Source organism: Anabaena sp. UHCC 0187 (assembly GCF_009712035.1).
Lineage (GTDB): Bacteria > Cyanobacteriota > Cyanobacteriia > Cyanobacteriales > Nostocaceae > Dolichospermum.
In genome coordinates, this window is record NZ_VILB01000013.1 from 205019 (window position 1) to 228125 (window position 23107).

At 37.7% G+C, this 23107-nt stretch carries 11 protein-coding genes; 9 read left to right on the forward strand and 2 right to left on the reverse strand.

The window, feature by feature from the left end; translation table 11 throughout:
* The first annotated feature begins 106 nt into the window (after window positions 1-106).
* From FJR11_RS13895 to FJR11_RS13925, 7 genes are all read left to right on the forward strand, one after another.
* The gene (locus FJR11_RS13895; RefSeq protein ID WP_168504615.1) at window positions 107-703 is read left to right on the forward strand and encodes a COP23 domain-containing protein; all 597 of its coding nucleotides are present in this window, start codon (window positions 107-109) and stop codon (window positions 701-703) included.
* A gap of 206 nt (window positions 704-909) precedes the next feature.
* The gene (locus FJR11_RS13900; RefSeq protein ID WP_168504617.1) at window positions 910-1845 is read left to right on the forward strand and encodes a serine protease; all 936 of its coding nucleotides are present in this window, start codon (window positions 910-912) and stop codon (window positions 1843-1845) included.
* A 58-nt stretch (window positions 1846-1903) separates the two neighbouring features.
* Window positions 1904-3019 (forward strand): trypsin-like peptidase domain-containing protein, encoded by a 1116-nt coding sequence (locus tag FJR11_RS13905; protein ID WP_254444753.1) that lies wholly within the window; start codon window positions 1904-1906, stop codon window positions 3017-3019.
* 225 nt (window positions 3020-3244) lie between these two features.
* Window positions 3245-10903 carry a CHAT domain-containing protein gene (locus FJR11_RS13910; RefSeq protein WP_168504619.1) on the forward strand — a complete coding sequence of 2553 codons (7659 nt, stop codon included), beginning with the start codon at window positions 3245-3247 and terminating at the stop codon, window positions 10901-10903.
* A 175-nt stretch (window positions 10904-11078) separates the two neighbouring features.
* On the forward strand, window positions 11079-11684 hold the full coding sequence (locus tag FJR11_RS13915; RefSeq protein ID WP_168504621.1) for a TIGR02466 family protein: 606 nt from the start codon (window positions 11079-11081) through the stop codon (window positions 11682-11684).
* A 306-nt stretch (window positions 11685-11990) separates the two neighbouring features.
* Complete coding sequence (locus tag FJR11_RS13920) at window positions 11991-14192, forward strand: alkaline phosphatase PhoX (protein WP_168504623.1); 2202 nt, start codon at window positions 11991-11993, stop codon at window positions 14190-14192.
* Between the two features lie 344 nt (window positions 14193-14536).
* Complete coding sequence (locus FJR11_RS13925) at window positions 14537-18016, forward strand: choice-of-anchor I family protein (RefSeq protein ID WP_168504625.1); 3480 nt, start codon at window positions 14537-14539, stop codon at window positions 18014-18016.
* Here the strand turns inward: FJR11_RS13925 and rsmI are convergent.
* Entirely contained in the window at window positions 18000-18860 is an 861-nt protein-coding gene (gene rsmI / locus FJR11_RS13930) for a 16S rRNA (cytidine(1402)-2'-O)-methyltransferase (protein ID WP_168504627.1), read from the reverse strand. The two genes, FJR11_RS13925 and rsmI, sit on opposite strands and share 17 nt — an antisense overlap.
* Window positions 18861-18968: 108 nt before the next feature.
* Window positions 18969-19580 (reverse strand): PH domain-containing protein, encoded by a 612-nt coding sequence (locus tag FJR11_RS13935; RefSeq protein ID WP_168504629.1) that lies wholly within the window; start codon window positions 19578-19580, stop codon window positions 18969-18971.
* A 196-nt stretch (window positions 19581-19776) separates the two neighbouring features.
* On the opposite strand from FJR11_RS13935, the gene FJR11_RS13940 reads away from it, so the two are divergent.
* Window positions 19777-20637 (forward strand): sugar kinase, encoded by an 861-nt coding sequence (locus FJR11_RS13940; RefSeq protein WP_168504631.1) that lies wholly within the window; start codon window positions 19777-19779, stop codon window positions 20635-20637.
* Window positions 20638-20793: 156 nt separating this feature from the next.
* Window positions 20794-23067, forward strand: coding sequence for an MASE1 domain-containing protein (locus tag FJR11_RS13945; protein WP_168504632.1), 2274 nt, complete (start codon window positions 20794-20796; stop codon window positions 23065-23067).
* Window positions 23068-23107 lie beyond the last annotated feature (40 nt).

Genomic DNA, 23107 nt, shown 5'->3' on the forward strand with positions numbered 1-23107 from the left:
AGTTATGTAAAGTAACAAGCAGAGGAAATTCCAGTAGAACTCATACAGATTTGCTTTAAAGCAACCAAGATACTTAAACAATCACTTAATTTAGGAGTCCTATACAATGCTACGTAAATCCTTAGCAATTCTCAGTGGAGCAGTTCTTGTCAGCAGTTTGGGAGCAGCAATGAGCAGCCCCAGTTATGCTGATCCCGGTGGTCCTTTTAGTTGTGATACAAATAGTCTAACAACCGTTGTCGGTCCAAACAGATCACCCGTAATGCGCTGGAAAACAAATGAGTTTGCAGGTTCAGGATATGACCGTGTCAGCAGATGTATCGAAGTATCGGCAAGGTTTAACCAATTTTACAGTACAGGTCAGTTAAACTACATTACTGCTGGGATGGTGAGAGGAATGCCCGTAGTTTGTGCTACTACTGGAACTGGTGATTCTTGTAACACTGCTAATGTTTTATTCACATTGAATCGCCGTAATAGCCGCAACGTAGCGGGTATCTTGCAAACACTGTTTGATAATCGGGCAGGTCTTGCTAGTTCAGTTATCAATGAGCAAAAGGATAAACGTCAGTCTCAAGCTGGTTACATTGATGTAAATAAAATGTTAACTAATATTGGTGTAGATGTGAATGAACGCGGACAAAAAGAACCTGGTGCAGTTAATAATAACCCCAGCACAGCACCTAATAACAGATCCTGGTAATACCGTTTCTTTGTGAAGCCGCGCCAAATTCCGTTTTAGAGTCAATCTTCTAGCACAAGGTAAATCACCAAATTGATTGAGGGCAACTTCACATAAAATTGGTATAAGAAACTGAAATTTCTACTAACATAGACTAAATCTCCTCTCCAAAGCCGAAAATCTCATGGGGAGGAGTTATTAGTTAACTGTTTGTGAGTTAGACGAACATGAATTTTTCTAGATTTAGTATTTTGGCTTTAATTAGCTGTTTGTCTTTTGCTTTTTCAAACAAGGCTGCGTACTCCATCGAAAAGCAAACACCGACTGCTGAGTCAGAGATTTCTCAAGCTACTGAGATATCCTCAGAAAAGGTTTTGCGTCAACAAGCCCGGGCGATAACAGTAAAAATTATGGCCGGAGAAAGTTGGGGTTCAGGAATTATGATCCAAAGAAAAGGTCAGAGTTACACAGTTCTTACCAATGCTCATGTTTTGAGAATGGGTAGTAATTATAAAATCCAAACTCCTGACGGTAAGATTTATCAAAGTCAAACAATTAAAGCTGTAAATTTCAATGATGATGATTTGGGATTACTCAGTTTTAAAAGTAGCAGTAATTATGCGATCGCCTCAATTGCTAAATCACCCTTAGCACTGGGAGAAAACACCTTTGCGGCTGGCTTTCCCCATGAAACCAAAACTTGGTCATTCACAACCGGAAAAGTTGACTATATATTATCTAAATCTTTCCGAGGGGGTTATCAATTAGGTTACAGCAACGACATCCTCCAAGGTATGAGTGGTGGACCCGTACTTAATCAGCGTGGTGAATTAGTAGCAATTAATGGGAGACACAAATTTCCTATTTGGGGAAATCCCTTTATTTTTGAAGATGGTTCTACCCCAAACTTACAAACCCGCAATCAGTTTGAGTATTCTAGTTGGGCTGTACCAGTAGGAACATTTCTTCATAGCGCCCCCCAATTTTCTCAAGGTATCAAACCACCAGCAGCATCGTCTTTTAGAGAAATTGAGGTTGATTCTCTTTATTCAACTTCTGCACCGCAAACCCCAATTTCTGCAAATAAGCCAACCCGTTCCGTTTCTGTACCGTCAATCCCCATCCCTGGAAATCAACCCAACCGTTCTGTGTGGATTTGGTAATTGATTTGCTAGTGAATTTGCTAATAGTCATAAATTAAAAGTTTCAGGAAATAGCATCATGTTAAATCGTTATTTATTATCAGGTTGCTTTATCGGTTCAGCAATGGTCATGGTAGCCAGTCCAGCCATTGCTAAACAAGCATTATCACCCAGGGAAGTAGCCAGTATTGCTAAATCCACTGTCGTGCAAATTGTCCCCAAAGATAATTATCCCGGCTCAGGGGTGATTGTTGGTAGCTATAAAGAAGATGGCACAATCGTTTATGTCATACTGACAGCCAATCACGTCGTTAAATATAACAATACTGAATATCAAGTGATCACTCCTGTTCCCTTAGAAGGAGACAGAAGACGGCAAAAAATAAGTATTTCCACTGATAAAGATATTCAGAGATTGCCAGGCGTAGATTTAGCAATAGTCAAGTTCCGTAGTGAAGACAAGTTTAATACTGCTACCCTTGGTGATTCTGACCATACAAATGAAGGGTCTGGTGTTTATGTCTCTGGATTTCCTAACCCTGATCTGGCAATTAGAAAACGTGTGTTTCAATTTACTTCTTCCTTGGTTTCCGGTCGTTTAGATGGGGATACAGTGGTAGGTGAAGAAGACACCGCAGTAGATGATGGTTATGCTATATCTTATACGGCTGTTACTAGGGCAGGTATGAGTGGTGGTCCTGTTTTCGATGTAGAGGGGCGAGTTGTCGGTATTCATGGTAGAGGTGGGAGAGAATTAGATGAAATAGATGAAAACTCTTTGCAGATAGCATCCCAGGGAGGTAGTCAGGAAACAGGATCACAAAGTAGTCCTGTTATTAAAACCAGTAGTGAAATTAAAACCGGTTTTAATTTAGCCATTCCTATTAAGACTTTTCTGAAAAAGTTAGCGCCGAATTCTATCTATAAATTAGGCATGAAATTTGACAAGTCTGAACCGGGGACAGTGTTAGCTTTTAATAATACTAGAGGTGGTAACCCCAAAGATCCTCTCAACACTCGTATTACAGAAGAAGAACCAGCAGATGCAGCTGTTGAGGTGGTTAACCAATCTCCTAAAAATAGCACTCCATCCCGTCCTGCACCTACTCAAGTTACCCCTCCTCGTCCCCTCCCCACACAGCCCACACCTAATCAAAATACTGCTCCTGCTCCGTCTGGCTCTCGTGTATGGTGATTAAGACTTGTTAAGAATCAATAAGTCATTCTCAAGCTTTTCAAAAGATAATATGCTAGAAAGCCCGCACCTGCGGGCTTTTGAGTTTTATATAGTAAAAACACTGAGGTCTATTTTAGGAGATTTCATTCATACTTGAGCAACTTTAGGCATATACACTTATATCAATAATGATGTTACATGAGGGATAATTCAAATTGAAAATTTATTGATACTAGGATTTATATGAATTCTTTAACTGGCAAAATTGGTTTATTTATTCTCACCCAAGCAATTACTTTAGCTCCTCTTTTCCAAACCGTAGCCCCCGTCGAAGCACAATCTATCACCCCTGCTAATGATGGTACTGGTACAGTTGTCACTCCTAACGGCAATCAGTTAGATATTAGTGGTGGTAGTCTTTCTAAAGACGGTGTAAATCTCTTTCAAAGCTTCCAAAAATTTGGACTCAATTCCAATGAGATAGCTAACTTTCTCTCTAACCCGAATATTCAAAACATTTTGGGGCGGATAATTGGTGGAGATCCTTCATTTATTAATGGAATTATACAAGTTACGGGCGGAAATTCTAATTTATTCTTAATGAACCCTGCGGGGATTGTATTTGGTGCTAATGCTAGATTAAATGTCCCCTCTGACTTCACAGCTACTACAGCTAATAGCATTTGGTTGGGTGAAAATAAGTTTAATGCCGTTGGTAGTAACGACTATGCCAATTTAGTCGGAACTCCTAACGCTTTTAGTTTTTCGGCTTCCCAACCAGGGAGTATTGTTAATTTTGGCAACTTAGCAGTTGGGACTGGCAACAATTTAAGCTTACTTGGTGGTACTGTCCTCAGCACTGGCAATTTATCAGCACCAGGAGGTAACATTACCGTCGCATCAGTTCCTGGTCAAAACCTTTTACGTATCAGTCAACCAGGACACCTGTTGAGTTTAGAAGTTGAACCTTCATCAAATACATCAGCTACTCCCGCGACTTTATTAGATTTGTTAACAGGTATTAATGGGGGTAATGCTAATAATGTCACTGTTAACAGTAATGGACAAGTAGAACTGACGGGTTCTGGACTGACTGTAAATGCCGGGGATATAGTAGCAAAGAATATTACAGCCCAATCGGCGACTTTATCAGCCGCCAAGAATTTAACTTTAGTTGAAAGTCAACTCCAAACTACTGGGGATTTAAACCTGTTAGCTAAAGATACTGTCCGAGTCCGTGATAGTATTGACAATCCTTTTTTAGCTCAAGCATTAGACAATCTATATATTCAAGGAAATCAGAATATTGATATTCTGGCTTTGAATCATCCCCAAACCCCCTTTGTCAGTGGTGGAAATCTGAGTTTAGTCAGTGGTGGTATAGTGTCTGGGGATGCTCACTTTTACAGTGGTGGACGGTTTGCTATTAAAAACCTTTCCGGTGGTGTAGGAACTTTTCAGAGTTTGTTTGACCCTATTATCAGGGCTAATGGAGATGTCCTATTTGGAGACTATACGGGTGCAGCCCTGAAGGTTGAAGCAACGGGAAGTATTCAAGGTGGGAATATTAGCATTACCTCTCCTGATACCAGTGGTAGTATTCCGGCTTCTGATCCAGATTTTACAACTTTGACAACTACTCCTTCCTTAATATTGCGTGCAGGTTTGACTTCGGTTATTCCTGAGAATTTTCCTAGTTCTAATGGTGGAACATCCTTTACTAGCGGTTCGTTGGGTTTACCACTTGGAAGTATTCAAGTAGGAAATATTAATACTTCCGCTGGGGTGGGTGGTTCAGTAAACGTATCAGCTACTGGTAATATCTCGACGGGGACTGTTACCACCAATAAAGGATCTATCTCTATCACTGGCGACAATGTTACGCTAGGTAGCCTATCTAACATTCCTAATGATTCTTCCAATATTTATGATTATTATTATGGGACATCTCTCTCAGTAACAGCAAATAAAATTGCTTTGTTGGGGGAAGCCACTTCAACGCGTCGCCTTGGATACTACATTAATCTAAACACTCCTTATAACAGTAATCGAGATATTGTAGTTGGAGGTTCTGCTGATAGTAGACCAGGAACACTAGACTTAACTACAAGCACCCTCAATGCTTTAAATGATGGCTTATCTCATTACATGAGTATTGGCACTTCTGGTACAGGAAAAATCAATGTTATAGGTACAACTATCAATGGTGGATTGAGTTTAACTGCCAATGAAATTGACTTTACAGGAGGCGTTGCTTCAGTTCGTGGTGTTTATAGCTATCCTTCAGGCTCTCTTTATTTACGTCCGTCTGATAGTAATCAAAATATTGTAATAAATGGTGCAAATGATAGCGGTACAGGAACACTAGATATAACTACAACTGATCTTGAGGCATTTAAAGGACAGTTGTCATCCGTTGATTTTGCTACTTATGGTACAGGTTCAATTGAAGTTCAAGGAGTTTTAGATATAGCTCAATCTGCCAGTTTCAGGGCTAATGAAATTAACTTTTTAGGAGGAGCAGGGTTAGTAAGTCAATCTGCCAGTTTCACAGCTAATGAAATTAATTTTTTAGGAGGAGCAGGTTCAATTCGTGCTAGTAATGTTACTCTACAACCTGCAAGGGGCAACCAAAATGTTATCGTGGGTGGCTTGTCCGACACTGGGACAGGAACACTTGACATAACGGAAAGTGACATTAATGCTCTACAAACTCCTTTATCATCACTTAGTATTAGTAGCTACGGTACAGGAACAATAGATGTGTTGGGAACATTGGCTGCTAATAATCTCAACTTCTATAGTGATGAGATCAATTTTTTAGGAGGAGTAGGGTCAATTCGTGCTAGTAATGTTACTCTACAACCTGCATGGAGCAACCAGAATATTGTGGTGGGTGGTTTGTCTGATACTGGAATAGAAACACTTGATCTAACAGTTGAAGACATCAATGCTCTACAAACTCCTTTATCTTCACTTACTATTGGACGTTACTACGGTGTAGGGATTGGAAGTGGAATTGGCAGCACCAGGACAGGAACAATAGATGTGTTGGGAACATTGGCTGCTGATACTCTTAAGTTATACGGCAATGAGATCAATTTCTTAGGTGGGATTGGCTCAGTTAATAGCAAATCTATTTATTTAGCACCAGGAGCTAATAATCAAAATATTTTAGTTGGTGGTTTATCTGATAGTAGTGCAAATACTTTAGATATTACTTTGGATGACCTCAATGCTTTAAACGCTAGTTCTTCAGCCATTAATATTAGCAATATTAACTCGACAGGCAATATTAGAGTAATAAATAACCCTACTCCACTGAACTTTGGGTCACTGTCATTATCCGCTACAACAAGCTCAGTTGAAATAGACGGAGCAATTAATGTGACCAACAGCTTATCCCTTAATAGCAAAGAGATTGATTTTCTTGGTGGATTTGGTTCAATTCGTGCTGGATCAGTTTCTATATCACCAGGGAATAATACAGATATTGCACTAGGGGGAACTAGTGATAGTGGGTTAGAAACATTGGATTTGACTGCAAATGATCTTAATGCTTTACAACTAATAGGTTCTAATCCCTATATGAGCATCAATAATTACAATACAGATGCTACTACTAGGGTTGTGAGTCCTATTAATGTAAGTGGTTCACTCAGCTTATATGGCAGTAATCTAGGAAAGACAATAATTGGATCTGATGTTACTGCTAATGGTTCAATTTACTTTGGCAATCCAATTAGTTTAACTAATGATACAAAGATAAGCTCAAGTAAAGCTGGTTCTCTGATTACTTTCTCTGACAGTGTAGCAGTTGGTATAAATAACCTAACTTTGGAAGCGGACAGTATTACCTTACCCTACCCTGGAACAGATTCTAATCCCAGAGCAGTTATAGGTACAGGAAATCTCACATTACAACCTACTACCCCCAGTCAAGATATAACAGTTAATGGATCTGGCGGATTTAGTGTTGGTTCTTTCAATAACCTGAATAATTTAAGTAATGGCTTCAATTCCATTACTATTGGTAGGTCTAATGGCACTGGAAGTATTGCCTTAAACTCTGTTACTTTTCAAGACCCTGTAAATATCCTCTCTCCCACAGGTTCAGTGATAGTTAATAGTGGTGGAATTACAGCTATAGATAATGCTTCTCTGAATTTCAATGTTGCCTCAAGCACCCTCAATGGAGGCATTACCACCAACAATCAACCTATCACTTTCCCCAACGCAGTATTACTGGGCAATGATTCTAATGTTGCTCTTAATACTGGCAATGCAGACATCAATTTTGGTAACACAATTGATGGTAGTGGCAATTTAAACCTGACTGCGGGTACAGGTAATATTAGTTTTGGTAGTGCAATTGGTGGGATAACTCCACTCAGTAGCTTTAACATTACCAGTGCTGCTAATACGACTATTCCCAGTAACATCTTCACCACTGGCAATATCAACTTTAGCAGCCCACTCACCCTCACTGGTACTGATAGCAAAGAATTTAATTCTAGTACAGGTTCAATCACCGCTAATGGGGCAATTACAAGCAATGCTTCAATTAAATTAATAGCTAACCAGAATATTACTACAGATAACATAAGGACAAACGGTAACAATATAGATATCACTAGCAATGACAGTATATCTACTAAAAGTCTTTTGAGTTCATCTAATAATTCTCCAAATGCAGGTAACGCTGGAGCAATTACACTAAATGCCAAAAATGATATTGATGTTGGTTCTATAGTAACTGGTTCTTATGGTAGCAGTTCCTTTGATTTTTATCGTCCTGGTTTTTATAGTCCTGGCTCGGCTGGTAATGGTGGAGCAATCAAAATTACAAGTACCGATGGTGGTATTAATGTAGGTTATCTAGCCTCAGATACATCTGCAAACGGGGGTCCTGCTGGAAATGGTGGTGATATTACTCTGAATGCTAAAAATGATATTGTTGTAGGTAATGTATTTTCTGGAACGCTTGGTAGTACAGTGGGTAATGGGGGAAAGATTAGCTTTCTTTCTACTGGACAGGGCAGTAATATTACTGTGAATGGTTCGATTGATTCCACCTCTTATGGCAGTAACACAACTGGAACAGGGGGAGAAATTACCCTAGAATCTGACAAAATTACCCTCAATTCAGTTAATAATAATACTTCTAATCCAGGCACTCAGTATGGAGCAATTAGCTTAACTGGTAATGAGATAGACTTACTAGGAAATACAAGCTCTGTTCGATCTGATGGAGCAAAAATCACACTTCAACCTAGAACAGCTACTCAAAATATTACTATTGGTGGTACTACCGATAGTGGTACAAATACTTTAGACTTGACTCAATCTGACATAACCGCATTAGCTAATGGCTTTAGTTCCATTACTATTGGACGTAGTGACGGCAGCGGTGCAGTAACCATCAATAATGCTACATTCCAAGACCCTGTAAATATTCAATCCCCCACTGGTACAGGTTCAATCACGACAACAGGAACAATCACAGGTACAGACAACGCCTCAATTAACCTGTTAGCCAACCAGAACATTACTACAGATAGCATCATCACAAATGGACAAAATATAGACATTACCAGTAACACAGGTTTTATTAACCTTAGTAACTCCTTCAATACGATCTCTAATCCAGGCATTGCTGGTAATATCAACTTGAATGGAAAAGTAAATCTTGTTAACGACATCATATTTAATACAGATGCCACTAGCCCAGGAAACATTAACTTTAGTAGTACAGTTGATGGAGCTAGAAATTTAACCTTGACTGCGGGTAATGGTAATATTAACTTTAGTGGTGCTTTAGGTAGTACAAATCCACTCAATAGCTTCAACATTAGCAATACTGCGAAGACAAGTATTGGTAGCGATATTTTCACCACAGGCAATATTAACTTTAGTAGTCCAATCAACCTCACAGGGACTGGTAGCCAGACTATTAATTCTAGTGCAGGTTCAATCACAGCCACGGAAAAAATTATAGGTATCGGTCAATCTGCCATTAATCTCTCAGCAAATAGCAATATTACCACTCAGGATATTGCCAACAACAACAATAACGTCACCCTCAAAAGTACGACTGGCACAGTTACAACTCAAAATATTACAACCAACGGTGGAGCAATTAATATTGAAGCCAAGGACAGTATCAAAGCTAAGGAGTTAAATTCCAGTTCTACTACTGGCAAGGGTGGTAATGTCTTGTTAGATCCAGATAATGATATTCAAGTTACTACTATCAATGCCCAAGGTGGTAGCACTGGTGGTAATGTAGATATTACAACTCGTCGCTTCTTCCGAGCTACTGGCACATTCACAGATAATAACGGCACAAATGCTAGTATTTCCACCGTAGGTGGTACAGGCAATGGTTCAGTTACCATCCGTCATGGTGGTAATGGAGATATACCCTTTGTAGTGGGTGAGGCAACTACCAACGGGACTGCGGCCGCCATTGCCACAGGTTTTGGTAATGTGATTGCACCTAGCAAATCTTTACCAGGTACTTATACTCAAGGTAATATTGGAGTCATTACTAAAGATCCAGAAAATGCTCCAAACTCCGATGTGGTAGGACGTTCTACAGTTAATAATGGACTTCTGGCTAATACTAATACTATTAGTTCCTCAGTATTGCTTGATACAGAATTTGCACAATTAGATGACAGTGCTACAAAACAGATAGAAGAATATCTAGGACAATCAGGGAAAACTGCCATCAAAAGCTTGTCTGATGTACAGGCTGCCCTGCGGCAAATTGAAGCAAAAACAGGCATTAAACCAGCAATAGTTTATGCAACCTTTACTTCCAGTGGTGACACATCAACAAAAGATAATGATGTACTTGATTTAGTTCTTATTACTGGTACAGGTAAACCCATTCGCTTGGCGGTAGCTGGTGCAACTAGGGCAAAGGTGATACAAGTAGCTCAGAAATTTTACGGTGAGATTTCTGATCCCAATCAAGCAAATACGACAAGCTATCTAACTCCAGCCCAGCAACTATATAAATGGCTAATTGCTCCTCAAGAGGCCGAGTTGCAAAAGCAAGGCATTAAAAATATGGCCTTTATTACTGATGTGGGTTTACGTTCTATCCCCTTAGCGGCTCTCCATGATGGTAAACAGTTTTTGATTGAAAAATACAGTTTAGGAATGTTACCCAGTGTCAGCCTCACAGACGGTAACTACGTTGATATCAAAAAATCCCAAGTCTTAGCAATGGGAGCTAGTGAGTTTACCAAAGACCAAAAACAGAACCCTTTACAGGCAGTACCCATAGAAGTTGAGAACATTGCCAAATTATGGAATGGTAAATCCTTTCTCAATCAGAACTTTACCCTGGAAAATCTCAAGATTAAACGTCAGCAAAATCCTTTTGGGATGATTCACCTAGCAACTCACGTAGACTTTGTTTCTGGTGACGCACGCAATTCCTATATCCAGTTGTACAATAGCAAGCTGGGACTAGATAAAGTCCGCGAGTTAGGATGGAATCAACCACCAGTAGAATTATTAGTTTTAAGTGCTTGTAAATCAGCTTTTGGAGATGAAAAAGCCGAGTTAGGTTTTGCTGGGTTAGCAGTACGAACTGGGGTAAAATCAGCCGTTGCCAGTTTGTGGTATGTTTCTGATGCCGGAACGATGGGGTTAATGAATGAGTTCTATCATCAGTTAAAAACTGCACCAATAAAAGCAGAAGCACTGCGACAAGCTCAGATAGCAATGATTCAAGATAAAGTAGCAATTGAAGGCAATAAATTAATCAGTGTTAACAGTAGCATTGATTTATCACCGGAAATGGCCACCTACTTGAAGAAAATTAATGGCAATCTTTCCCATCCCTATTATTGGTCTGCCTTTACCATGATTGGTAGTCCGTGGTAAAAGATTGCTTTAGATGATTACAATTAGACTGCAATTACCGCCGACATTGTGTTAGTTGAATTTATCATTAAAGAGTTCTGGATTTTGGAGTCATAAAATCTCTAAAATCCAAAATTTAAAAAGTTTTTAGAGTTCAAGTTTGTGGTTTTCAGCATATCTAGTGTAAATAAAAATTATGACTGGTTCTAGAAATGATTGGTTTCCCACCTCTGTTTGGCATTTTCCAGTAGAAAATCATCAACAATTAAATCCCCTCCTCTTACAAACTATCTATGCAGAAGAAAGTCGAGATAGTCAGGGTGAGAAGTGGTCAAATATACTCGGATGGCACAGTGTAGATAATTTACATGAAAGAGAGAGCTTTCACAATTTTACACAAATCATTAATCAAAATGTCTTAGAAGTTGCCACTTTTCTGCAATGGGATTTACAAAAATTCAGCCTCAACATTACAACTTGTTGGGCAATTATTAATCGCAAATTTGCTTCTAACTCTGTACATAATCACCCAAATTCTATCTTGAGTGGAGTTTATTATCTGAAAACTCCTGAAAATTGTGGCGGGATATTTTTTTGTGATCCTCGACCAGCCTCACAAATGATAGTACCACCATCTGTAGAGTTTAATCTCTGGACTTTTCCGAAAATAACTTACAAAGCTCGTGAAGGAACAATGTTAATATTTCCCAGTTGGCTCTCCCATGGTGTCGAAACAAATATGAGTGATGAAGATCGAGTCTGTATTAGTTTTAATATTGGCATAGTACCCATAAGAAAATAACATAATTCAGACTTGATTATTACTGCATTATCAAGGAAATTTTGATATTAATAATACTTGATTTTCAATTTATTTAATGTTTTTCTCATTCCTCTCTAAATATTTTTGATAATCTATTCATAACTAAAAATTAACGTTTAATCCTAATTTTTAATCAAAAAATAGTTAAGTCATAGTCCTGTCTTAATCTCTGCATGAGAGGTTAATGAAACGTAATATTCATATTCGGTAAATTAGGTTTTCCTAAATTTGCCAAACCCGGACTTATTCATTCAGTAAGCACTACCAAGAGGATTGATAAATTTCATGGCTATATCATTTGATACAACCCAACCATCTCAAGTCAAAGGGCTAAATGGTTACACAGTTGATCCTATTTTTACCGTTGGTGACAAAATTGGCGACTATGTTCCTGTCGGTATTCTTGATGGTATCGGAGCTTACTCACTGAATGATACAACTGTTCGTTTATTAGTTGTTAATGAAGTAGGTGCTGGTGATGGTTATAAGTACACCCTGAAAAACGGTACACAACTCCCTGGTGCAAGAGTTAACTATTTTGATGTTGACAAGTTGACATTAAAAATCGTTGATGCTGGATTAGCCCATGACACCATCATCAACCGTAAAGGTGAAGTTGTTGATGCTGCTGCTGATTTAGAATTTGGCGGTATTCAGCGTTTTTGTTCTGCTGCTTTGTTTGAAGCGAACAAGTTTGGTACAGGTATTGGTCTAGCTGATCGTATTTTCTTTTCTGGGGAAGAAACGAATGGCGGCACACAATTCGCCTTAGATACACAAAATAACACTTTATATGCGCTACCTGCATTTGGTCGGGCTGGATGGGAAAACATCACAGAACTAAATACAGGTCGCACTGATAAAGTAGCCTTTTTAATTGGTGATGACAGAAGTAACGCGCCTCTATACCTCTATGTTGGCGACAAAAAAGCTGGTAATTTCCTTGATCGTAATGGTTTAGCACAAGGTAAGCTATTCGCATGGGTGGCTGATGATCCCACAAGTACCACTGACATAATTGAAATTAACCCTGGCGAATTTAAGGGCAGTGGTAATAGTACAAACGGCAAGTTTGTAGAAATTCCTTACTACGATTCCAGCAAGGCAAACACCACAGGTTACGACGCGCAAGGGTATGTTACACAAGCCAAGCAAGATGAGTTAGCTGCGGCAGCTAGTGCCTTCAAGTTCTCTCGTCCTGAAGATATCGCTACAAATCCTTTCGATGGTACTCAAGCTGTTTTAGCCTCGACTGGTATTACTGCTGGACCAGATGTTTGGGGTACAACCTACAAAATTGATGTTGATTTTAACGACATTAATACAGGTAATATCACCGCAAAAATTGACATCCTTTACGATGGCAACGACGCTGGTAAACAAGACTTCGGTTTACGTAGTCCTGATAACCTTGATTGGGCTGACAATGGCAAAATCTACATTCAAGAAGACCGCGCACTAGGAGCAGATATCTGGGGTGCAGGTTCTAAACAAGAAGCCTCTATTTACGTTCTTGATCCTGCTGCTGCAAATCCAGCCGCCAGCTTAACTAAAATCGCACAAATTGATCGCTCGGCTGTACCTTCAGGTCAAACAGACCCTAGCCCAAATGATATCGGTAACTGGGAAACTTCCGGTATTCTTGATGTTTCTACTCTGTTCGGTAATGCTCCTGGTACACAGTTTGTATTTGATGTTCAGGCACACAGTCTTCGTGATGGCACAATCATTACCGCCACAAATATTGATGGCAATGGTGATGGTACAAGAACTAGACAAGAAAACTTGGTAGAAGGTGGTCAGTTATCGTTCTTAATTGCTCCTAATGCTTCCCTGATTCAAGATTCTAAATTGGTTGCAGGTTCTAGCAGTGCTGACGTAATTGAAGCAAATATCACACCAGGTTTTGATGGTACTAACGATACCGTCTTTACTGGTGCTGATAATGACTATATTGATAGTACAACAAGTGGCGCTCTTGCAGGTGGCAACACTATGGATGCAGGTACTGGCAACGATAAAATCTTCCTTGCTAGTTATGATATCGCTTTTGGTAGCGATGGTGATGACACATTCTATGCTTATGGCGCTAAAAACTATCGCGCTTCCGGTGGTGTTGGCAATGATGTCTTCTACCTTGGTGACGGTTCTAACGGTCGTGCCTTGGGTGGTGATGGTAACGATAAATTCTATGCTGGTCTTGGTGGCGGTAACTTCCTATCTGGTGGTACAGGTGCTGACCAATTCTGGATTTTCAATGCTGAAGCACCCACATCTGCTAATAGAATTTTAGATTTCCAAATTGGTACTGATGTAATTGGTATTGCTGGTAAAGGGGTGAGTTTTGGTTTCAGTAATCTAACTTTGAGTGGTAACAATATTGCCATTGGTGATACAGTTATTGCCACTTTAACTGGTGTTAATACCAATACCCTAACTGCTGCTAATTTTGCCTTCTCACCAGCAGCTATCGTTGTAGATTTGTAATACTGCAATTATCTTCGGTAGTCAAACTCTAGCGACTTTAACAGGCATTCAAGCAAGTTTCTTGAATGTGGCTAATACTAATCAATTTCTCCTTGTTTAATTAGACCTGGAATTTGATAGTAATTAATCGTAACTAAACATCTGGGCAGAACTTGGTATTTTTCCAAGTTTTGCCTTCCCTAATAAAAAATGAAGATTATATAATGTTTCCTTAACTTTTCCTTATTGATCTCTTAAAGCAAGTGGTATAAATTTTCTTTGTAGTAAGTTTTTAGGCTCAAAATGACTAAAATTTTTACTACAAAATAAGTCACAACAAACCTCTAATTGCAAATATAAAAATTATGAATTCAATTCAACTTAACAATGCTGGTACTATCAAATTAAGTGGCGCAGAAATTTCTGATTTTGACCCCAAATCTCAACGTCTTTTTGTAACTGGAGCATCTGGAAATCAACCTATTCTACAAGTGGTTGATGCTTCTAATCCAACTACACCTGTTCACGTTAGTAATATTGATCTTTCCAGCTTAGGGGCAGGAATTCAAAGTGTAGCTGTCAGAAAAGGAACAGGAACTGAAAATAGCATTGTTGCTGTTGCTATTTCTGCGAATACAAGTACCAACCCTGGTAAAGTTGCTTTTTATGATGCTGTTACTCTCACTAAACTCGCAGAAGTGGCAGTAGGAGCTTTACCTGACATGATTACTTTCACTCCCGATGGTAGCAAGTTACTTGTTGCTAACGAAGGAGAACCCAACGAAGATTATAGCATAGATCCAGAAGGTTCTATTTCTATTATTGATGTTTCAGGAAATATTGCCAACTTAAATAGTAATAATGTAAAAACCGCTAGTTTCACAGCATTTAATAGTCAAGAAGCCACATTAAAATCCCAAGGTGTGAGGATTTTTGGTAAACTGAAAAGCGGCGAAAATTCTACAGTAGCACAAGATTTAGAACCAGAATATATAACAACTTCTCCCGATGGAAAAACTGCATTTATTACCCTACAAGAAAATAACGCCTTTGCAGTTTTAGACATTGCTACTGCTAGTATTACTAAAATTGTTCCATTAGGTTTCAAAGACCATAGTTTGCCAGGGAATGGTCTTGATGCTAGTGATAGAGATGTTAATGGTACTTCTGGGGGTGGAGGTAAAATTAATATTCAAAATTGGCCAATTTTCGGGATGTATCAACCCGATGCAATTAGCTCTTTTGAGATTTCTGGTAAGACCTATTATATCACCGCAAATGAAGGAGATGCTCGTGTTCGTCCTACAGTAAGTGGTACTTTTGGTAATGAAGGATCACTTTTTAATGAAGAATCAAGAATCTCTAGTTTAAATCTTGATTCTATAGCTTTTCCTAAAGTTATTGCTGATGAATTGAAAAAAGCGGAAAATTTAGGACGTTTAACCTTTACTGATAAACTAGGAGATACAGACGGAGACGGCGACTTTGATAAACTCTATGCTTTTGGCGCTCGTTCTTTCTCTATTTGGGATGATCAAGGTAAATTAGTATTTGATAGTGGCGATCAAATTGAACAAATCCTAAAAGACAAAACACCCACATTTTTCAATGCTAACAATGGTTCTACGGCTGATTTTGATACTCGTTCCGACAATAAAGGACCTGAACCAGAAAGTGTAGTTGTTGGTGTGATTGATGATGTTCCTTATGGATTCATCGGCTTAGAACGTGCTGGCGGTGGGGTGATGGTTTATAATCTTAGTAACCCTAATGCACCTGAGTTTATCCAGTATATTAGAACTGAAGGTGATATCAGTCCTGAAGGTTTAAAATTCATCTCTGCGGAAAATAGCCCTAATTCTCGTCCCCTACTGGCAGTTGCTAATGAAGTTAGTGACACTGTTAGTTTTTATGAAATAGCTGTTACTATTACTGGAACTTCAGGAAAGGATTCATTATTAGCATCTGGAAGCGGTTATACTTTACTAGGCTTAGATGGTAATGATACTCTTGATGGTGTTAATGGTCGGGGTAATAACATCCTCAAAGGTGGTGATGGAGATGATTATTTGTATGCCTATACAAATGATGAATTATACGGTGATGCAGGAAATGATTATCTCTTTTCTAAGGAGAAAGGTAATAATAAGTTATACGGTGGTGATGGTAACGACTATATTTTAGCAGACCGCAATGATACTGTTTATGGTGATGCGGGTGATGACACAATTTTTGGCGGTCTTGGTGGCAATACTATAACTGGTGGTTCTGGTAAAGATACTTTCTGGCTGGCAAATGCTGCGTATCCAAATACTCCTAATATCATTACTGACTTTAAGTCAACTGAAGATATATTACGGATTAACGTAGATAATTTCAAAGACATAGCTCAACTAACCTTTACAACCCAGGGTGCTGATACATTAGTTAGTGCGGGCGATAAACAATTAGCCATTCTTCAAAACGGTGCTTCTCAAGCATCAGTATTTAGCATTACTTCAGCATCAGCGACGGAAGGAAATGCAATTAATTTCACAATTACCCGCACGATAAATACTCAAAGTAGCCAAAGTATAACTGTATCTACATCTATAAATTCAGATGATACAGCTAGTCAAAATGACTTTACTGCTAAAACTGAAATTCTCACCTTTGCACAGGGACAAACTACTAAAACTTTCACGGTGCAAACAACTCAAGATTTATTGGTAGAAAAAGACGAAACTTTTACAGTAGCTTTAAGTAATCCCATTAATGGGTCATTGATTAATAATGGGACAACTAAGGGGAGAATTATTAATGATGATGTTCCCTTAGCAACTGTTAATAACAATAACATTTTTGTGATTAAAGGTGAGAATAATCAGGTTAGATTGAAAGTAACTTTAGTAGAACGCAATTCTAATTTTATTAACGAATTAGGTGTATTTAGTGTTGATGATGCTGAAGGTAAAATCAATGGTATTGCTCCAGGTGCAGCGAATTATAACCAAGAAGTATTGAAGAGAGCAAAGACAGTTTTTTCCGCTGTTTCTAATTTGCCTAATGGTGTAAATACTGGAGATTTTACACGATCATTAGAATTTAATAGTGGTGATAATCTTAAATTTTTCATAGTTAAAAATGGCACAATAGATTCTCTTAAAACTGGTAAGACTCCTTTATCTAGTTTGATATTTGCTGATGCTTCTAGCCAAAAAATTACGGATTTTGGTGCTGAAGGTTTTAATCTTGCTTGGAAAGATGGATCTAGCAGTGGGGCAGATTTTAAGAATCTAGTGGTAAAGGTTCAATCCACTCAAACACCATTACCTATAGGTACAGGGTTACAGGCTGGGAATCAAGGAGAAGTAATTGATTTACGTGATATCAAAGGTCAGGTAAAAGCTAACTTTTCTGTACATAGAGAAGCTTCATATAATAATGAGGTTTACTTCTATAAAGTTGACAATGCTGACGGACAAATTGGTAATTTACAAGCGACTTCAGCTAATCGTGCTAATTACTTACAAGCAGCATTCAATAATATTCTCCAAGATACTAATGGTACAAATCTCAGATTTGCTGCGGCTAATCAAGGCATTCAAACTGGAACAACTACTGTTAACGGTGGATCAATTTTTGCTCCCATGATTATAGTTAATGGTACGTTGTCTCAACTTTTAGATAACAATACTAATAATGATCCTCAAGTTTATTTTTCCTATATGGGAGTAAACTCTGATGGTGTTGATCACATCCGTTTATTAGGAAATAATACTTTTGGTTTTGAAGATTTACCAAATGGCGGTGATTTCGATTATAACGATATCATTGTAAAAATGAACTTTACTCAGGTTGCGTAATTTCAATTCCCAAAGCTAGTTGATACAGATAGCGTCGAGATAATCCCGTATCTTTTGCTAACTGACGACTAGCTTGGGAACGGGAAATCCCCTGTTGCATTATTTGTAATAATTCAGTTTTCAGTTCTGTTTCTGTTAATTGAGGTTTGCTGGGTGGATTTCCTGCGACTAAGAGAGTATATTCTCCTTGAGGTTCTCTTTTTTGATATTCAGCGATCGCTTCTTCTATTGTCCCTCGCCAAAATTCCTCGTATAATTTAGTTAATTCTCTAGCTATAACTATAGAGCGATCGCTTCCTAAAACTTCCCCTAAATCTGCTAAAGTATCACGCAAGCGGTGGGGTGATTCATAAAAAACTAAAGTTCGGGATTCCCCTTGTAAAGTTTCTAAATATTGCTGACGTTGTTGACTTTTAGCTGGTAAAAAACCATCAAAAATAAACCTATCTGTTGGTAATCCAGCCGCACTCAAAGCCGTAATTACAGCACTTGCACCGGGAATAGGAACAACAGTTATACTATTATCAATACAAGCCTTAATTAACTCATATCCTGGGTCAGAAATTCCTGGCATTCCCGCATCACTTACCAAAGCGATTGCTTTTCCATATTGCAAATGTTCCAACAATTCAGGAATGCGACTATTACTGTTATGTTCATGATAACTGATCTGGGGAGTCTTCACTTGAAAATGTTGTAATAATCTGCCTGTGTGCCGTGTATCTTCTGCCGCAATCATATCCACAGCTTGCAGAATTCGCACTGCTCTAAAAGTCATATCTTCTAGATTACCAATGGGTGTAGCGACAATATAAAGTGTTCCTGGTTTTGGTTCGGTTTGCATATTAATTTGAACACGGATTAAACGAATGAAAATATTTCACAGATTACATGATTTGTAAGATAATAAATTAATCTGTGAAATCTGTAATTTAAAGCAAGAATTTATCAATTAGTTGTTAATGAATTTCTCAAAAACCTCACCAAAATCCTTACGCATATAAGTTTCATGGGCATACTTTAACCAATTAAAAGTATATTGGTTAATTGCTTTAAATTGCTCTTCTGAAGTAGAGGCAGTAGTACAACGACTAACTGTATTAGATGCTGTAGTTAAACTAGTTTGAGCATATTGATAGTAAAGAGCATTTTCTCGTTGAATAGATGAAATTTTCAGTAAAGCTTTGTACAAGTCTTTTAAAGCAACAATATGAACTTTTGCCACATCAATAGAATAGGATTGTTCACCCATATTTAACTTGATTTCAATATCCATATCTATTGTTCCTGCAGTTTCTAGTTTCACATCTTTAATCAGATGATGACTATAGGTAAACCGTTTAAGTAAGCGTTTTTTACTAACCGCAGAAGTTCCATCTAAATGAATCAACGCTAAATTAGTAAAACAGTATTCATCAGTTTTTGACTTGATCAAAAAATAAATTTTTTCACCTTCTTCATGAATCACATAATCATCACTGTCAACTTTATGAAAATCTTCGGGTTTGATGACAGCACCAATATCACTCAAACCTAACGCATCCATCGCCATATTTTTGAACATGATTTTTGGCTCTCTACAAAAAAGGATTTTTATTATGGTCGTGTTAATTATATATCAGTAATATTTAATTTGTGAATTTACTTAACAGTATTTTACTAAAATTTGCATTCAATCATAAAAATCATAATTATGGGTAGTTAAATTCATAAATTTCCCTATAATTTACTTAATACTTTGAGAAAGTTACCAATTAGCAATGACCCATTCTGCCTTATTTATCGGTTTAATTACCTTAGATTTAATTTATCTAGCGGACTCTCCCCCCGAAAATAATCAAAAGCTAGTTGCTAATGACTATACCATAGCAGCAGGTGGCCCAGCAACAAACGCTGCTGTCACTTTCAGTCATTTAGGAAATCAAGCTACAGTCTTAGCTGTACTGGGTTCTCACCCTATGACGCAGCTAATTTCTACCGACTTAGAAAATTATCAAGTCGCAATGATTGACTTAGACTTTAATAAGGATACACCACCACCTGTCTCTTCGATTATCGTCACTCAATCTACTGGAGAAAGAGCGGTAATTTCTATTAATGCAATTAAAACTCAGGCAAATATTACTTCTATCCCACCAAATATTTTAGATTTAGAAAATATTGACATTGTCTTAATTGATGGACATCAAATAGCAGTAAGTAAAGTTATTGCCCAAATAGCTAAAAACAAAAATATTCCGGTTGTCATTGATGGTGGTAGCTGGAAACCTGGATTTATAGAGATATTACCTTTTGTAGATTATGCCATTTGTTCGGCTAATTTTTATCCTCCTAATTGCCACAATCAAGAAGATGTTTTTGCCTATTTGCAAAACTTTAATATTCCTCACATTGCCATTACCCAAGGGGAAAACCCAATCCTCTACTTAAGTTGTGGGAATAATGGTATTATTAATTTGCCAAAAATACAGCCAGTAGATACACTAGGCGCAGGAGATATTTTTCACGGCGCTTTCTGTCACTACATTCTTAGTACAAGTTTTATAGAAGCATTAACACTAGCTGGTAATACTGCTGCTAAAGCTTGTCAGTATTTTGGTACACGCCGTTGGATGAATTAAAATTTGTAGAATACTAAATTTCACTGAATTTTAAGCCTACTTAACAGAGAATTTATTACCTGTATTCACCTTAATTTTAGCCATCTTAATATCTATTTGCATTTGTTTAAAACAGCTAATACCTAATAATTCAAACCCCATTAATAATGACCGATTATGTCAATTTATGCTTATCCACGATTGGATTTATTTAACTTTCGTCAAGTCACTTGGTGGAAACAGCTAGTAGTGGCGATCGCTTACTATATCACAGCCGAATTATCTTATACCTTGACCACATACCCCTCTACAGGATCAACCCCTATTTGGATTCCCGGAGGCATTGCTGTCGGACTGATCACTATCTGGGGTTATCCGCTATGGTTAGGAGTGATGATTGGGGTATTTATTACTGAGTTGACAACATATCACGGATGGGCAAACTTTTCCAGTCTAATATTGACTATCTCTATTGTTGTCATTGCCACAGTCGGAAAGCTTTTATCTGTCTATTGGACTGAATATTTGGTTGGTAATCGCTACTTTTTGCACCGTGCTAAAGATACTACCCAATTTATCATTTATGGCTGTTTTCTTAGTCATTTACCTGTAGCAATTTTCTGTCCATTGCTATTATGTATCTTTGGCAAAGCTCCCTGGTCACTATATTTTAATATAGCCATATCTTGGTGGTTGGGTGATGCCTTTGGAATTCTCATTCTTGCCTCTTTAATCGTCGCTTGGAACAAAAATATTATTTCATTCACTCACTTAATAAAACATCGTTGGCTAGAAGTAACTATTATCTTATTTTTAACATTAGCTGTTAGTAATATTATTTCCAAAGGTAACAATGTAGAATATTTTCTAGTTCCTCTTTTGCTATGGGCAACCTTTAGATTTAAAGAACTAGGTGCAACCCTTTTAATGGTCATCATTACTGTAATTGTGGCAATCTGCACAGTTAAGGGGCATAGTTCATTTGTCCATAATTCTATTCAAATTTCTTTACTATTATTGCAGTCTTTTATTGCCTGTATTGGCATGACAACCTTAATCTTAAATGCGGTTTTAAATGAAAATAATCAAGTAAAGAACGATTTGCAGATAGCCAATACTACCCTAGTAAATCAAAATCTGAAATTACAAGAACTCAATCAACTAAAAGATGCCGAACGTAAAAAAGCAGAGAAAGTTCTCAATGATTACAATGAAGCTTTAGAAAAACAGTTTACTCTATCTCAAGCGAAGGAAGTAGCAGAAACTGCAACTCAAGCTAAAAGTGAATTTTTAGCAAATATGAGCCACGAAATCCGCACACCTATGAATGGCGTAATTGGTATGGCTCAACTCCTTGCCATGACAAATCTTTCAGAAGAACAACAAGATTTAGTAGATACGATTCGAGATAGTAGTGATGCTCTTTTGCGAATTATTAATGATATTCTTGATTTCTCAAAAATTGAATCGGGAAATTTGCAACTAGAAAACAATTCCTTGGTTTTGAAAAATATCATCAAATCTGTGTGCAATCTTCTTGCTCAAGCAGCAGCTAATAAAAATATTCACCTTGAATATTCAATTCACCCAGATATTCCCACTCATATTTTAGGAGATGATTCTCGTCTTCGCCAAATCTTACTAAATCTGATCGGCAATGCTATTAAGTTTACCGATAAAGGCCGTGTTTATATCTCAGTTGTAGCCAAGAAAATACAGAATAATGAAGAATTAAAATTAATGATCTCTATTCAAGATACAGGAATTGGTATTGATGAAAATCACTTAAATAAATTATTTCAACCTTTTACCCAAGCGGATGCTTCTATTAGTCGCAAATATGGCGGTACAGGTTTGGGATTAGCAATTAGTAATAGCTTAGTGGCTTTAATGGGGGGGACAATTTGGGTAGAAAGTCGCGGACATATTGGGGGTAATCCTCCTTTTAATTGGACTGTCAAAACTAAAAATGATCATCCCCAAGGTTCAATCTTTAATTTTACATTTATTGCTAAAGAAGTTTTAGTTTGTGACTTAATATCAGCAGATACTTCCGTGCCATCTCCAGAAGAAAATATCTTGCCCATATCTTCCATAAAAATTCTCTTAGCAGAAGATAACAAAGTTAACCAAAAAGTTGTCCTTTTTTCTCTGAAAAGACTTGGTTATACTGCTGATGTTGCCAATAATGGTGTAGAGGTATTAGAAATACTAGAAAAACAATCCTATAATGTGATTTTAATGGATATGCAGATGCCAGAAATGGACGGAATTACGGCAACTCGGATGATTCGTCAATCGTCAAAACCTCAACCTTGGATTATTGCTATCACTGCTAACGTCTTAGAAAAAGATCGTCTTGCTTGCTTTGATGCGGGGATGAATGACTTTATTACTAAGCCAATTCAAATAGAAGAACTTACCAAGTCCATAAAAAAATCAAAAATCTAAATTTTACTGTTTAATTTTGTCATATCCATCCAAATTTCTC

Excerpts from the sequence above, each read along its gene's own strand:
- FJR11_RS13925 (WP_168504625.1), top strand. The coding sequence starts at position 14,537 with ATGAATTCAATTCAACTTAACAATGCTGGTACTATCAAATTAAGTGGC.
- FJR11_RS13920 (WP_168504623.1), top strand. The coding sequence starts at position 11,991 with ATGGCTATATCATTTGATACAACCCAACCATCTCAAGTCAAAGGGCTA.
- FJR11_RS13910 (WP_168504619.1), top strand. The coding sequence starts at position 3,245 with ATGAATTCTTTAACTGGCAAAATTGGTTTATTTATTCTCACCCAAGCA.
- FJR11_RS13905 (WP_254444753.1), top strand. The coding sequence starts at position 1,904 with ATGTTAAATCGTTATTTATTATCAGGTTGCTTTATCGGTTCAGCAATG.
- FJR11_RS13895 (WP_168504615.1), top strand. The coding sequence starts at position 107 with ATGCTACGTAAATCCTTAGCAATTCTCAGTGGAGCAGTTCTTGTCAGC.
- rsmI (WP_168504627.1), bottom strand. The coding sequence starts at position 18,860 with ATGCAAACCGAACCAAAACCAGGAACACTTTATATTGTCGCTACACCC.
- FJR11_RS13935 (WP_168504629.1), bottom strand. The coding sequence starts at position 19,580 with ATGTTCAAAAATATGGCGATGGATGCGTTAGGTTTGAGTGATATTGGT.
- FJR11_RS13915 (WP_168504621.1), top strand. The coding sequence starts at position 11,079 with ATGACTGGTTCTAGAAATGATTGGTTTCCCACCTCTGTTTGGCATTTT.
- FJR11_RS13945 (WP_168504632.1), top strand. The coding sequence starts at position 20,794 with ATGTCAATTTATGCTTATCCACGATTGGATTTATTTAACTTTCGTCAA.
- FJR11_RS13900 (WP_168504617.1), top strand. The coding sequence starts at position 910 with ATGAATTTTTCTAGATTTAGTATTTTGGCTTTAATTAGCTGTTTGTCT.
- FJR11_RS13940 (WP_168504631.1), top strand. The coding sequence starts at position 19,777 with ATGACCCATTCTGCCTTATTTATCGGTTTAATTACCTTAGATTTAATT.